At 50.9% G+C, this 13924-nt stretch carries 16 protein-coding genes; 5 read left to right on the forward strand and 11 right to left on the reverse strand.

Features of this window, described 5'->3' with window-relative positions; genetic code table 11:
* Positions 1–660, forward strand: coding sequence for a hypothetical protein (locus tag VGS11_07965; protein ID HEV2120019.1), 660 nt, complete (start codon positions 1–3; stop codon positions 658–660).
* A 669-nt stretch (positions 661–1329) separates the two neighbouring features.
* On the opposite strand, the gene VGS11_07970 is transcribed toward VGS11_07965, so the two are convergent.
* The 5 genes from VGS11_07970 to VGS11_07990 form a co-directional block, all read right to left on the reverse strand.
* Positions 1330–1674, reverse strand: a complete 345-nt coding sequence (locus tag VGS11_07970; GenBank protein HEV2120020.1) for a hypothetical protein — start codon at positions 1672–1674, stop codon at positions 1330–1332.
* Between the two features lie 56 nt (positions 1675–1730).
* On the reverse strand, positions 1731–2351 hold the full coding sequence (locus VGS11_07975; protein HEV2120021.1) for a hypothetical protein: 621 nt from the start codon (positions 2349–2351) through the stop codon (positions 1731–1733).
* A gap of 67 nt (positions 2352–2418) precedes the next feature.
* The gene (locus tag VGS11_07980; GenBank protein HEV2120022.1) at positions 2419–2775 is read right to left on the reverse strand and encodes a hypothetical protein; all 357 of its coding nucleotides are present in this window, start codon (positions 2773–2775) and stop codon (positions 2419–2421) included.
* Positions 2776–3332: 557 nt separating this feature from the next.
* A complete protein-coding gene (gene msrA / locus VGS11_07985; protein HEV2120023.1) occupies positions 3333–3896 on the reverse strand; it encodes a peptide-methionine (S)-S-oxide reductase MsrA in 564 nt (187 codons plus the stop codon).
* 18 nt (positions 3897–3914) lie between these two features.
* On the reverse strand, positions 3915–4961 hold the full coding sequence (locus VGS11_07990; protein HEV2120024.1) for an aldo/keto reductase: 1047 nt from the start codon (positions 4959–4961) through the stop codon (positions 3915–3917).
* 506 nt (positions 4962–5467) lie between these two features.
* On the opposite strand from VGS11_07990, the gene VGS11_07995 reads away from it, so the two are divergent.
* Together VGS11_07995 and VGS11_08000 are read left to right on the forward strand one after the other, a co-directional pair.
* Positions 5468–6118 carry an HAD family hydrolase gene (locus VGS11_07995; protein HEV2120025.1) on the forward strand — a complete coding sequence of 217 codons (651 nt, stop codon included), beginning with the start codon at positions 5468–5470 and terminating at the stop codon, positions 6116–6118.
* Between the two features lie 234 nt (positions 6119–6352).
* A complete protein-coding gene (locus tag VGS11_08000) occupies positions 6353–7153 on the forward strand; it encodes a helix-turn-helix domain-containing protein (protein HEV2120026.1) in 801 nt (266 codons plus the stop codon).
* A 58-nt stretch (positions 7154–7211) separates the two neighbouring features.
* Here the strand turns inward: VGS11_08000 and VGS11_08005 are convergent, their stop codons facing one another.
* From VGS11_08005 to VGS11_08030, 6 genes are all read right to left on the reverse strand, one after another.
* The gene (locus VGS11_08005; GenBank protein ID HEV2120027.1) at positions 7212–7604 is read right to left on the reverse strand and encodes a hypothetical protein; all 393 of its coding nucleotides are present in this window, start codon (positions 7602–7604) and stop codon (positions 7212–7214) included.
* Between the two features lie 172 nt (positions 7605–7776).
* Positions 7777–8724 carry a hypothetical protein gene (locus VGS11_08010; protein HEV2120028.1) on the reverse strand — a complete coding sequence of 316 codons (948 nt, stop codon included), beginning with the start codon at positions 8722–8724 and terminating at the stop codon, positions 7777–7779.
* Between the two features lie 35 nt (positions 8725–8759).
* On the reverse strand, positions 8760–9134 hold the full coding sequence (locus VGS11_08015) for a hypothetical protein (protein ID HEV2120029.1): 375 nt from the start codon (positions 9132–9134) through the stop codon (positions 8760–8762).
* An 88-nt stretch (positions 9135–9222) separates the two neighbouring features.
* Complete coding sequence (locus VGS11_08020) at positions 9223–10455, reverse strand: winged helix-turn-helix domain-containing protein (GenBank protein ID HEV2120030.1); 1233 nt, start codon at positions 10453–10455, stop codon at positions 9223–9225.
* A gap of 150 nt (positions 10456–10605) precedes the next feature.
* Positions 10606–11274 (reverse strand): hypothetical protein, encoded by a 669-nt coding sequence (locus VGS11_08025; protein ID HEV2120031.1) that lies wholly within the window; start codon positions 11272–11274, stop codon positions 10606–10608.
* Between the two features lie 327 nt (positions 11275–11601).
* On the reverse strand, positions 11602–12027 hold the full coding sequence (locus VGS11_08030) for a hypothetical protein (protein ID HEV2120032.1): 426 nt from the start codon (positions 12025–12027) through the stop codon (positions 11602–11604).
* Between the two features lie 130 nt (positions 12028–12157).
* Between VGS11_08030 and dapA the strand changes: the two genes are divergently transcribed.
* The gene (gene dapA, locus VGS11_08035) at positions 12158–13045 is read left to right on the forward strand and encodes a 4-hydroxy-tetrahydrodipicolinate synthase (protein ID HEV2120033.1); all 888 of its coding nucleotides are present in this window, start codon (positions 12158–12160) and stop codon (positions 13043–13045) included.
* Between the two features lie 200 nt (positions 13046–13245).
* Positions 13246–13914, forward strand: coding sequence for a DUF4386 domain-containing protein (locus tag VGS11_08040; protein HEV2120034.1), 669 nt, complete (start codon positions 13246–13248; stop codon positions 13912–13914).
* Positions 13915–13924: the final 10 nt, after the last annotated feature.

The raw sequence follows: 13924 nt of genomic DNA on the forward strand, positions 1-13924 counted from the left end.
ATGACAACCATCACGTTTGCAGTAGATGGACCGGAATGGGACTCGCTCTACGAGGATCCCGAAGACAAGAATAGTCATCATCGCGTACATGAGGGTGTGACAATTGAAGCTCAGTTGAACTTATGGCCCAACCTCATTCTCTATCATTGGAACAAGCGTACCCTAATCGATGAGTTGGCGTTTTTAGGATTTGACCCAACGAGGCTGACACCAGAACGTAGTATTGTATCCCTCAAGGCGGGTTCAAATCTTTACCTTGTTTCTGGTATAGCACGCCAGGTCGTCAGACGCTCTTGGGCCACCGATTCTAAGAAACAACGCATCTACACCCTTCTCGATTGCGGATTGCCAGTCGTGATTTCCGAGGACGTGAAGGAAAGTAACTCGAGCGCTTTTCTCGAAAGAGAGGGCGATTGCCTCGTCGCAATCTGCTTGCTCTTTGGTTCCATCGCGTTTTCCGGAGTGCCGTTCCGAACTCCTGTCACTTGCATGGTTAAGAAAATCACGCCTCTGAAGATAGTCCCTCGCTCTACAATCCTGGAGGCTGAGTTGCAACCCGGACAAGTCGTTCCCACTTTAAGAATCTCCTACCACGGCGAGCAAACTAACACTGCGGAGTTCCTGAACTCTGACAAGAGACTAAGCAAAAGGCAAGGGTGAAGGTGGCAGATGTAAGATTTCTTGTTCCTGGGCAGAAATTAGACATCAGAATTCCGGACTAGCCCCACCGATAGCGAGCTTGCCCTCGTGTCCGAGCAAATATTTGTTTACCGGGGAGCTAATTTCGGGGGAAAGTCCAAGTTAAAGGGATCATATTCCCAAAGGAGACGTTTCTTTGCCGAAAGCATTACTTGTCGAGCACTGGACAAGGCCGATTTCGAAACGAACCGTCTGAAATTTCGATATTCGTGGTATGAAGTCGTGAGGGTTCACGCATATCCCCCGGGCTACCATACACTTTCATTTTCGTGTCTCACGAGGGACGGGGCGCGGGAAAAACAGACCCCCCTGGTGGGGGTCGAGGGTTTTCTTGGTGGTTTGGTTGAGAAACGTATGGAAATGTCGTTGTCAGACGTTTAACGTCTCATTGGTTTCATGGGATTTCAGGCTTAGACGTTTTTCTACGCTATGTCAGAAAACACTGGGCCAAAACTACCCCCTAAGATGCCTTAAGTGTAACGTGCACCCGCGTCTATCTGGCCGCTCTGGACATGCTGTGTTGCCATGGGCTCGATGCCTTGGCAAGAGACCACCGTGGGATCCAGAAAAGTATGCTTATTCTGTGAAGAAAGATCCGGCAAGCCAGCAATCCGGTGTTCTTGAATAGCTTCAGTATAGCCCTGGCTTTGGCAAGGGTCCACCGCAGTGGGCACATTTTTCTTTGAAAGGCTGACTCGTGTTACAATAGGGGCACACCACAAGTATCGTATCGGGAGGCGGAGGTGGCGGAAACGCGGTCTGACCGTTTAGAGGTCGCTGAATTCTTGGGGCGCCTGCCCTCGCGGCCCTGGCAAGAGCGCCGACTGCTAAAGCAAGGAAGATAAGGAAAAGTGGTATTACGAGCACGGAACTGGCAGCTGCTCCACCATAGGCTGAGAGGTTGGCGAGGATGAAAATCAATAAGAAAACTAGGACAACTCCTCCTTGGAGAGCCTTTCGGGCTAGGGCGCTCAACGATTAACGGCGTTCAAGCTCTCGTTCTATTGCAATATTGGGAGTTTGTTACCCTGTCACCAAGATAATTGGGTCGGGGCAGAGTCCTCTTCGTGCCGGAAGAGTCCTCGATCGCCCCTCAAGACCAGCGAGTATTCGGTGAGAGGACCGTCGCAGAGAAAATATTCTTTTCTCAACCCCCATGACCCGAGGATACTCGATGAGAATTCTGCGCCGAGTCCCTTTGCAATTTCCTGAAGCTGTCCCTCCTCCATCGAACTCTTCGTTATCAGGCAAAGCTCGAAGCTTCGCATTATAGGATTCCAAACATTACTCGCAGCCCCCTCCTCTACCTCTACCTCCGTAATCATTTCCTCGGAAACATATTGTCCTATCGTGCGCTTCATTACTAGCGAGAGTTTCTTGAATGGTCCTGCTGGGTTCGAAATCGTGGCTGATAAGCCTCCAGCCGAGCTAGGCGTGACCGTCGCACTGGCCACCACACCATCGGCGGTCACATTCAAGGTCTGCTTTGCCGGCGAGAGTTTGAGGGGGAACCAAGGCGATCGAAGGATGAAGATCCAGATGTCCTTTCCCATCGACACGTCAACGTGTATCGCAGACGCAAGCATAATGCCCTCCCACCGAGCCCGTAAAAGCCCCGTGGCAGGAACAAGTTCTCCCAGATTGAAGGTCAAGAGCTGGCCTCCGTCGTTAGTATTTACCTCCTCGGGCTGGATGCGCGTCGGGTCCTGTATTGAAGGATCAAACTGCCCATATCGAAGATTTTCCGGCAGAGACCCAATGGAACCAGAGGTTCGCTGTGCCGGTGTAGGCGGCTCTAAGCCTTATTCCATGCTCGGACCTGAGCTTGACGATGGGCTTGCCTCCGGCAATAGCGTACTCTGCATCAATTCCATTAACGAGGCTGAAGGCTGGCAAGTGTCCGTTTTGAGACCGATGATTCGCGTTTATTAGCCCTGCAGTACCTCCAGCAGAGAAAGTCAGTGAAGCCTCACCAATTATCGTGGTTTCCACGAGGTCGAACCTTAGCGGCACCACGCCTGTTGGATCAGGCGGATTTCTCGAACCTATTCTTGATGCTTCCAATAGAAAGTGCATGCTGCTAATCCTATCAGAACTCGTTGATTGGACGCGTTCAAACCGTTGGACCTTTAAGATGACTATCTGTCAATCGGTGCAGTGTTTTCATTACGCGAATTACAAATGATGAACTGATTAGGAAAGCGCGGTCTGTGATAAGGCCAAGAGAAAAACTAGGCATGGATTTGTTGTCGGGGAGGTGGGTTGTGCGCTAGTCACGGATAGTGGGAGTATCTATCTCGGTACTTGCATTGATACCAGTTCGGGAATGGGGTTTTGCGTTGAGCAAAATGCCATTGCAGCCATGATTACACACGGCAAGCGCAGGATAGAGAAGATCGTGGCAGTTTCGGAAATGGGAATACCTGCTACGCCTTGCCGAAGATGCCGGGAGTTCATCCACCAAATCCATGAGAAAAATTTGGCCACAGAAGTGATTCTCGGACAGAATAGAGTGATGAAACTAAGCAAACTGCTTCCATATCGGTGGGTTGAATAGACCGCTTGCTTCTCGCGATGATCAAACAGAGGGCCTCGCCCGAGGCTCTGTATAGTGTTCAGGAGGCGAGGGTATGCTATGCGCTCTTCAGTTTTTCCCGATAGTGCTCGCGTAGCTTTACGATCTTTGGCGCGATCACTACCTGGCAGTATGGCTGTCTCGCGTTATTCTTGAAATATTCTTGATGGTAGTCTTCGGCCTTGAAAAAGGCCTTGAAGGGGACAACCTCGGTTACAATTGGCTTCTTCCAGACCTTCGCGGCGTTCGTTTCTTTGATGACCTCTTTTGCCACGGTCTCTTGTTCGGGATTATGGTAGAAGATTGCGGATCTGTATTGTGTTCCGACATCGGCTCCTTGCCGATTCAGCGTCGTTGGGTCATGTGTTGTGAAGAAGATCTGCAGGATCTCCTTGAACGAAATCTGGTTGGGATCGAAGGTTATCTGGATTGACTCCGCGTGTCCCGTTGTTCCAGTGCATACATCCTCGTAGGATGGGTCCGGAATTTTTCCGCCAGAATAGCCTGATTCTACCATCTCAACGCCCTTCAATTGGTCGAAGATTGCTTCCGTACACCAGAAACATCCTCCACCTAGGGTTGCAACCTCTCGGTCGCTGCCAGAAGTCCTTGGTGAATCCATACTCTTTTTTTCTCCTGGCTAATTCTTCCTAGTCCACGCCGGTTCCGATACGGGGAAAGTCCGCCCTGAACTCTGTCTTTCAATCATCCAGTTCGGATACTGGATCCGATGTCTCGTGAGCTCGTCTAATTTCCCGATTTGGTCGCTAGAGAGGTTGACATCCAGTGCGCCTAGGTTCTCTTCGAATTGCTCCATGTTCTTCGCTCCAACAATAACAATGTGGCCCTTTGACAGCAGCCAGGAAAGAGCTACTTGCGCTGGAGTTGCATCTTGTTCCTTGCCCACCTGCTTCACACGTTCTACGATATCGAAGCCTGTCTGTTCATCGAAGAAGGGAAAGAATAGTCCACGGTTGCCGGCCCTAGTCCCGGGAGGTTTCGTTTCCTTAGAGTATTTTCCGCTGAGGACGCCGCCATGTAGCGGGCTCCAGACAAGGAGGCTCATCTTGGTATAATTGAGAAACGGAAGAATCTCATGCTCAACGTCCCGGTTGAGAAGACTGTAGTTCATCTGGGCGGCTTCATACCTGGAGAAGCCGCGTTCTTGGGCTCTCGCTTGAACGGTGGCCATTTGCCAGGCAGTAAAGTTCGATATGCCTGGATAATTTACGAGGCCTTCTTCGACAAGGTCTTGCATTGTCTCGATTGATTCGTCCAGTGGGACGTGCGCATCCCAGGAATGGAACTGGTAAAGATCCACCCAACTCGTGCCGAGTCGAGCTAAACTTTGACGGATCGCTTGGCGAATATGATGTCTAGACAGGCCTATCTCGTTGATTCCAGTCCCGCTCTTTCCTCTGACCTTGGTCGCGATCAGAATCTTGTCCCGGTACGGTTGGAGGGCCTTTCCAAGGGTCTTCTCTGACTCTCCTTCGTCGTACACGTCCGCCGTGTCGAAGAAGTTGATGCCTGCATCAATGGCGCGGGACACCATTTTGTTGACTGTTCCCTGATCAAGTCCCCCGAGCTTCCAAGTGTCTTTCTCGCCAAAAGTCATCGCTCCAAGAGCAAGGACAGAGACGTCGACGCCCGTGCTGCCTAGTGAAGTGTAATTCATGTCCGCCATGTTCTCATCAAGGGCCAGAAACGTTACTTAAATGTGAAAAATCCATCATCCCCTGAGAGGCAGGAACCAAGGTCAAGCCATACCCTAGTTTCTCATGTTGTTCCATGGATCGATGGCTGTCTAGACCTGTCGATTCGGAACGCAAGTCCAACGATATACTCCGAGGCGCAAGGGATCTATAGCTGGTCAGACTGCAATAGCGCGAGCCTGGAAGTTGTTGGGAGAGAAGAAGATAACTCCCGCAGATCGTGCGAAGCTTCCAGCTGATGTTCTCTCAGTTTGGAAGCAGCATAGGCCAAGGGTGCTAGAGGTCCTTCCTCGGAACAAAGCAATACGGTTCGCAGAAGAAGAGATCGACATCTCTCAAAAGTCACAAGACCACCGTTGCCACCATAATCACCTACTCCCATGAGTAGCGTCAAAAATATTCATATCGCACCCGAATTTGGGTACCTTTCAGGTATTGGCCGTTTCCCGAGTCCATCCCTGATCCCATCAAGGGAGTAATCTTCGACCTAGACGGGACCATTGTGGACAGAGACCGTCTTGTTGTTCATTGCACTCTTGAAGTTGCCAAGAGGCTGCTCGGTAAGACCCTAAACCCTGATCGAATCTCTTGGGGCCTCCACGAGACAGATACCATTCTAAGATTGACGCGTCAACTCTCGCGGGATTGTTCCGAACAAGCACTCGACGCCTACACTGATTGCCTGAAGACTAACCTGAAGATGTGGGAGGTGTTCCCAGGAATCCCAGGACTGTTAGAGAGGCTCAGAGAATCCGGCAAGCAGATTGCCTTGGTGACATCGGTTCCGAACAGAACCCTAGTCCGTGAAGCTTTGGAGGGTCTAACCCTGAAGCAGTACTTTGCAGCGGTGGTGACAGGGGAGGATGTGACGCGTTACAAGCCGGACCCCGAAGGCATCCAGATGGTCCTTAAGAGAATGGAGGTTCGGCCGAGCAGGGTGATCATGGTTGGCGATTCGGCCTCCGATATTCAAGCCGGGAGGAAGGCGGGAGTAATCACTGGCGCAGCACTCTGGGGTTCGAAGGCGATGAGGGACTTGTGGGGCCACATAGCCTCACAGGCAAGGCCCGATTTCGAATTTCAAACAGTGGAAGAACTTGACCACTTTCTGTTTCCAGCTCGGGTCTGATCAATCCGACCTACGAACGCCCCCAAAGTAGTGATGAACCGGCAAGAACTTGGGCCGGGAATCCACGCTATCTTAGGAAAAATAGGCCTCGAACAGGCTTTAGCTGTAAATACTTGGTCGAGCTGTTCCAGTGGAAGTCAACATGACACTCCAATGTACGTTACCTATTTTAGTAGAATAGCTCTAATACTCGCTACCCGATTTACGCAAAAAAGTAGGTCACCCAGCGCAACCATGTCCCGGATCGACGAAAACCTCCATCGAATACTCAAAGACCACGGGCTCACAGAATACGAGATCAAAACCTACCTCAAACTAGTCTTCGACGGACCCGCCACGCCCTTCGAGATCAGCGAAAGCGTACAAATCCCCTACGCGCGAGTATATGGGACCCTTGAGGGATTGGAGAAAAGAAAGTGGATCAGAGCAAGACCAGGAAGACCAGTCGTATACGAAGCGAATCCACCGAGGTCAGTTGCAGAACTAGAGCTGGAACAGAAACAGTCTGAAATGGTCGCTTTCACGAACTTGATGAAACAGGATCTCCAGGCAATCTACGAGCGTCGCGAAGTAGTCAAGAACATTAGCCTCTGGGTCATCCACGGTGGTGATAAAATCTCTGACAAGATTGGCGAGATCGTGTCGACCGCGAAGACGCGGGCCTACCTCCAGTTCGCCACCCTGATCCCGAAAGATGTCGACGATCTTCGTGCGCCTTTGAAGGCCGCTCGTGAAAGAGGCGTATCGGTGAAAATCCTCTCGTTTCTCAATCCTCGTTTTGTTGATCAGAAGAGCCTGTCACTGCTTTCGGACGAGGCAGAGGTTGGGGTGATACAGGAGTCCAACGAAGAGGCTCCGAAACCCTACAATGTCTGCGCTGTTGATGGCAGGGACACTGTTCTCACCTATCTCTGGAATATTGAAACTCCCAACGAGCCAGGGTCGCGGATCGCTTTTCGATTATCAGATGAAGAATTCGCCGGAGTCATGGACAGATATTTCGAATATTATTGGTTGAAAGCCCGTAGGATTTGATCTAGAATATCCAGAGCCTAGCGTGGTGCGTTGAGATATGAAGATGGATGGAAAGGATCTAGTTTGTCGGGGAGGGAGGCCTTTGCGGACTCGGGGCTCCTGGCTGTCGTGAATCCAGCTGCGCCATAAGCATCATGAGTTTCCGGGTCTCGTCAAGTCGCCTCAGCATGCTTTGCATTTCGTTCTTGTAATAGTCCCGTTGCTGACTGTACTCTTGCTCGCTTAGTTCGCCGGAACTGTACTTGCCTTGCAACGCAAGATATCCACTCAATGTGGTTCCGCCGAGTTGTTCGCGAAGGTTCGACAAGCTCTTTCCGACTATGTCGTTGAGCTGGGCTGCGCGTTCGCCGAGTGCCCGGCTAACTTTCGCTATCTCTTCCTTGATCATTGCTGTTCGTTGTCGGAAGCCGTTAAGCTCCACGACTACTTTCTCTATAGGTATTTCACTCACGACAGAGCACCGTAACTAGTAACGACAAGCTTGGAGACGGGCCACATAGCCGCACCGTAACCGAAGACGGCGAGTAGAAGTGACCGGTCAAAGCCAATCTCCTATTGTATTCGTCATTTTATCGGTCCGTAGGAGACAAGTTTCGAATCTAAGGAGGGCCTTTGTTTATGGCCTAGACTCTTCTCAGATAGGCTCTGGAGTATTCTCGTCTGCCGGCAGCGAGGAGGAAACCGAGGAGGATTAGGGCGGCGATGGATGATCCGATTATGAGACCGGTTGTGACTAAGGGTGTTGTTCCGAAGAGTACTCCGAGCAGCATGCCCTGACTGATCCTGTTTCCTATAGGATATGATAGACCGATGGTCACAGTGTTAGATGTAGTCTTTGTAGATGTCCTGACGGCTACCTGCTGATCGTTGACCGTGCCTGTAGGGGTCCATGAGACGAATTGCTGATTGCCACCGGACTTTACTGTTACGCTATTGGAGCCTGTCGCGGGACCGTTTCCAGTGCTACCAGTCATAACATCGGTCATCAAAGCGATATGATCTGCTGGCTTGGGGAGGAGTGTCGAGTTGATCGATACTCCGACTATGGTGGTTGTGGGAAGAACGGTGGCGCCGTTGACTTGGGCGGTCGTTGGGAAGGTTTCGGTTGTAACTGTGAGCAAACCGTCGGCAGAGCGCGAGACGAGCATGTATCCTTGCTTTCCATCTTGTGATTCTACGCTTCCCACGATCGGGCTTGCGTACTTTTCGGCCTGGAGATCGATTGTCTGGACTACCATATCGTGTCCGGGATCGTAGACTCCATTCCCGTCCGTATCGTTGAACAGGATGAGGCTTGCATACGAGATTCTGAGTGCTTGATTGGTCGGGTTCTCAATCTCTCTGACCTCATTGGTGCTTGATGATTCCATGTGCAACGATATTCCGTTGACGGAACTAAACAACAGCCCATAGTTGTTCTCTACAGTCCGGTTCTGGACCGTTGAGTGGATGAATATCGTCTGGTTTGCCTCGGCGATCGTGTCTTCTCTTTCCTGGCTGTTCAGGCCGTCTTCGCCGGTCTGATCGGCCGAGGCGTGAGGATAGGCTATCAAGAAAAGGGGTGTTGTCAAGAGCCCCAACAAAATGAGGCTCAGGCTGAGGGTTTTCAGATTCCTATCGCCTGCTCCACTTTGGTTGCTACATCCGTCATTCCGGTACCAGCATCGCTTGTATCACCCGTATCGCCGACCTGGTCTCCGGTGGTGCTATCGTCGTCCGGTCCCGACTGGGAGTCTGCTGTATCATGAGCGCCTGTCTGGGCTGTGCTGCTGTCGTCCGTGTCGCCCACTTGGCCGTCGTCGTGGTCGCCCGCTTGAGTGTCACTATGGTCATCGTTTGCCTGGACATCATCGTTTTCCGGTACGTTGCTGGTCTTCGTGAGTTTGATAGGGGATGCGGCGTGCGCGAATATCAATGTGCCTGCTGTGACGGCCATCAGTCCGAGTAGCAACAGTGGCAGTATATTCTTCGTCTCAAACACCTCTATCGTGAAGATGGCGCTTGGAGGATAGATATTCGGTGTGTTCGAGAAGGGCCGAACTCGGGACTTTTGGCATGGTCTTCTCCTCTCAGACGCCTCTCAGATAGGCTACCAGTATGCTCGCATAGGCGACGGCCATGATGACTACGGCTGCTCGTTCGAGTCTAAGCCCTTTGATCGTGCTGACTGCTCGTGCGAGCATTCCGAGGCTCCATGCTTGTAGGACTATGAGTATTGATCTGGAGAGAAGGAGGATCGAGACTGGTGGGTTGGGGAAGGAACCATTGAGCTGGAAGCTCCACCATAAGGCGAATCCGATAATCGGGATTAGCGTATAACCAGTTGCGAGGAAGAGGGCAATGTGCTCGCCTTTCCTTCGGTAGAGAATCGTGCTTCCCAGATCGGCGATGCCAAAGACCGCTATCCATGAAAGAATGTACTCAAGCGGAAGGAGTGTGGTCGCTGTTGGGACCGTGTTGAGGAATAGTAGGACAGTCTCGAGCCGGGCTTGATAGACTATTATCGCGCCTAGAGCGGCCAGTGCCAGTGCTCCAATTTTCGGAACGACATAGTTGGATGCTAGCCACGGCCAAACTGGGCCTAGACTGAGCATGTTGCCTAACTGGTCGAGCCTTCGCTTCTGCCCAGGTATTTCCTGGGCTCGCATTGTACTGTCGACGTATTCTCTGGATTGGAGTTTTGTGTAAGCGTCCGTTCCGACTGTGGTGAGCTGGTATCGCTTCTGCTCGTCTTGTGTGATGAGGCCCTTAAGCATATCGAGATGATAGTAGAGCGTTCCGACCTTCACGTCGACCCGCTTCTTGAGTACGGTGAAGCTAGTTGGGCCTTCGCCTAGGATCTCGACTATTTTCCGCCTTAGAGGATGAGAGACTATTCCGTAGAGATAGAACATGTCCTTGGACGCGGTCTTGGTCGCGATCCGTGGAGCTTGTTCTTTGGCAGGCTTGTCGAAGTGTAGGGTAGTTGGATCAAATCGTAGCGATGACTGATCCGCGATCTGGCCGAGGATTGTTATCAGATCATCTTTGCTCTGTTTCTTTCCTTCAGGGTCGACGAAGAGTTCTTGCTGATGGTCGGTCCGACCCGATGCGTATTGATGGAACGCGATTACCGTCGCATCTCGCAACTTGACCCTCTTCGTTTGATCAATATCACGCTTGATGCGTAATGACTTTGATGGGCCGTCAACATCTGAGAGATCGAGACTCGAAAGATCAATCGCCTTGTCTTCGATGTCCATCGCAAGTAAGACCAGAAACCGGTCATGGGCGGTTCCAGCGTTCTCTAGGAGCTTTGCCAAGACTTCGCGGTTGATGGGCATCGGAGTCGCGCGATTTCCAATCGGCCGCTTTTATGGGCTCTGCAAGAAGAAAAGTCTGGGCTCGAAGGGGAATAATTATGATAGGTGATGCCTCCGGTCTAGGTGGTTCCGTTTGCCGTCTCGTAGCGATTATGGGCGAATATTGCCACAGAACTGTGGGAGAAAGGGCGACTTCCGGGAGTGGTTCGGGTTACGATGGAAGATGGGATAGGCGTGGACTATCAAATTTTCGCGAAGGGCGGGGCGCGGGAAAGACAATAAACGGGCCTTCCTCAGGGCACTCCTCAGCATAGATCGATAGAACCGTTGGTTTCCATGCGAAGGGAAGGGGACCGGTCCAGAGTTCAATACCCGGGACCAAAGTCCGGACTCTCTTAAGGCGACTGCTACCGGATTGAAAATTGAGGATTTCACGACGAGAACTTGAAGGGGATTAGCGTTGATCACATCATTGACAAGACGAGGTATCTCTTGCAGAACAGCCCTTCTCCTCTTACCAGGCGGCAGCTTGTCCACTGGAAAGTTACAAGTGTCTAGGAGATAGAAACCCATCGATTGAAAACTTCGGAGCATCGACCGTTTGTCAACGCCTTTGCGCATAGGCTTGTTTTGGGGCCACAGATCGAGAGCTTTCATCGTCTCGCGAAAGAGATGGTCTTTGCCGATAGTGCTGGGGAAGTAGAAGAACCCTCCAGAGCTCGGAGGGGACTCTGCGATCAGGAGGAGTCTGATTTTTGGAGGCCGATATTTCCGTCTAGCACGACTGAACTCTGTCAGGCTAGTTCGCTTGGTGCTCAATGGGGATGCCAGATCTTGGTGTCGGTATGAATCTGCGTGATCTCGGTGGCACAACAGGATTTGTCTGCGCAACAGTCTTAAACCTCATTGAGCACAAAGAGATCATTAATCCAAGATTTGGAGTCGAATTTCTTTGTCTACGTTTCATGGGTTGAAGGAGGGTGACGAAGCGGAACTGGAGATTACTGAGAAATCAAGGGACGGTCGGGGTCTCGCTCGTCTCAATGGACTGCTCGTTTTTGTTCCTGGAGTATCTCCCGGCGAGAGAGTGAGGGTGCGGATTGTAAAGCTCGGGATAAGACACGCCGAAGCCGAAGCTATCCAGGGTCAAAGAGCGGCTACCGCAAAGGCGAGAGCGTAGAAGAAGAGCGTAGCTATCGAGTTTACGAGATACCATTTTGGTAGCCAGTGCTTTTTCACATAGTATCCTCCTCCCCATGAAGTCCAGTCTTGTGGACCTGGCCACGCTCCCGCAAAATGATACCACGATATGTCCTCTCCCAGGGGCAGGAAGGCCCAGAGGCCAAAGGCGATCAAGACTCCGACCCATGAGGAGTCATAGATCAGCACTGCGAGCGGCAGGGCGGAGAACAAGCCGAGCATGATAATGTGATAATTCGAGAAGTGATTGAAGAATCGAAGTACGAGGTGTTCAGCGGGAGGAATGTAACCATGCTCGATGAAGCCGTAGAGATACGCGAAGATCAGACCCAGAGCTACTATCAGTCCGGCCCTAACAAACTCGATTAGCACATGCTTCCTCCTTGAATGTTGAGTATGACCCGCGACTCAGCTATGATGACTTTCGAACTTTGTTAAACCCTTCCTCAAAAGATCTTTCCTCTACAATTGTTAAATTGAATCCATTTTGAAGGGTTCAGGAATGAAGCTGAAGCTAGAGGGAATCTGGACCCCGATTCCAACTCCTTTGACAAAGAGAGGAAAAGTTGACACAGATGTTACTGGAAGACTGGTTGACTTTCACATCGAGTCTGGAATAGACGGTCTCCTGCCATTGGGCACGTCAGGAGAGTTTGCTCTTCTCCAAAAGGAAGAACGAAAGGCGCTTGTCAATACAGTGGTCGAGCAGGCAGACGGTAGGGTCCCGGTTGTGGCAGGAGTTTCAGACCCATCTATCGAGAATGTCGTGGAGTTGTCAGAGGACGCGAAAGAGGCTGGAGCTGACGCTGTCATAGCCACGCCACCATACTACTTTACCACGACCGATGAGGGACATTATCAGCACTTCAAGACAATATCAGAATCTATCGACTTGCCGCTTATGATCTACAATATTCCAGAATGGACCCACTCCCTTGTCACCCCCGAGATTGTTCAACGCTTGGCTGACGAAAACCTTGTCGTGGGAATGAAATACACAGAGTACAATTTCCTGAATCTTATCCGATTTCTAAGAGCCAGTCGGAACAAGATAGCGATCTTCGCCGGGTCAGATGCTATGGCATATTCCAACCTAGAGTTCGGTGGAGCTGGAGCAATAATTGGCTCCGCAAACGTCGCCCCAAAGCTTGCCAGCAAAATATTCGATGACTACAAGAAAGGCAATCTAAGCGAAGCGAGAGAAGCTCAGGAAAAGCTCTTGCCAGTAATCATGGCTCTGGGGGTGGGAAAATATCCTGCCGCGCTAAAAGAGGCAATGAATCTAATTGGTATCCCGGTTGGACCATTGAAAGAACCCCTTCAGCCCCTGTCAACCATCGAGAAGAAGACAATGGCCGAGTTGCTCAGGGGTGGCGGGTTCCTTAGCTAGATAAGAGAAGGAAGCTCAAGGGTCACTTTAGAGTCGAGCTTTTGCGTCGCGAGTCGCGGATCCGAGCCCGTGTTTCACAGGTCCCGCTCAGCCCTGAGTTTTTCTATTAAGCCTAGCCAACGTCCAAGAATCTTCTAAAATCTTAACTTGGGCGACTGGTTTGACGGCAGACCAGCTGAGTTGAAAAAATGGGAGAAAAAGTGAGTTCAAGCAGAAAGACCGCGAGAATTGTTGGAGTATTATTCATAATTGCGACGGTTGCAAGTATAGCAAGTTCGCCATTCTTGACATCTATCAGCTCTTCGAATTATCTTGTTGACGTTTCTGCGAATGGAAACCAAGTACTAGCGGGAGCGTTTCTTGCGTTTATCGCCGCTATTGCATCCGCTAGTATTGCAATTTCGCTGTATCCAACACTGAAAAAATACAATGGAGCTCTAGCTCTTGGAGCCGTTGGTCTCAGACTCATTGAGGGAACGCTGTACATTGTGGGCATAACCGTCCTAGTAGTATTGTTGGCATTGAGCCAAGAATTTGTAAGGGCTGGAGCGCCGAGCTCATCGTATTTTCAGACCCTAGGCGTAGTGTTACTAGCGGGATATCACTGGGTGTACTATGTGGGAGCGGTGCTGGCTTTTTGCTTAGGAGCTCTGATGTATTACGTCATATTCTATCAGACAAGACTCGTTCCTCGATGGCTGTCAGGTTGGGGTCTTGTTGGAGTCATATTGCTCGCGGTAGCAGCCGTGTTAGTTATGTTAGGTGTTATCGTCCCCTTGTCAACGTCGCAGGCCGTCTTGGTTCTTCCAATAGCGGTTCAAGAAATGGTTCTTGCAGTATGGCTGATAGTCAAAGGATTCAAACCCTAGATTGTCTATG

This window comes from Candidatus Bathyarchaeia archaeon (assembly GCA_035935655.1).
GTDB lineage: Archaea > Thermoproteota > Bathyarchaeia > 40CM-2-53-6 > 40CM-2-53-6 > 40CM-2-53-6.

Excerpts from the sequence above, each read along its gene's own strand:
- VGS11_07965 (HEV2120019.1), top strand. The coding sequence starts at position 1 with ATGACAACCATCACGTTTGCAGTAGATGGACCGGAATGGGACTCGCTC.
- VGS11_07980 (HEV2120022.1), bottom strand. The coding sequence starts at position 2,775 with ATGCACTTTCTATTGGAAGCATCAAGAATAGGTTCGAGAAATCCGCCT.
- msrA (HEV2120023.1), bottom strand. The coding sequence starts at position 3,896 with ATGGATTCACCAAGGACTTCTGGCAGCGACCGAGAGGTTGCAACCCTA.
- VGS11_07990 (HEV2120024.1), bottom strand. The coding sequence starts at position 4,961 with ATGGCGGACATGAATTACACTTCACTAGGCAGCACGGGCGTCGACGTC.
- VGS11_08000 (HEV2120026.1), top strand. The coding sequence starts at position 6,353 with ATGTCCCGGATCGACGAAAACCTCCATCGAATACTCAAAGACCACGGG.
- dapA (HEV2120033.1), top strand. The coding sequence starts at position 12,158 with ATGAAGCTGAAGCTAGAGGGAATCTGGACCCCGATTCCAACTCCTTTG.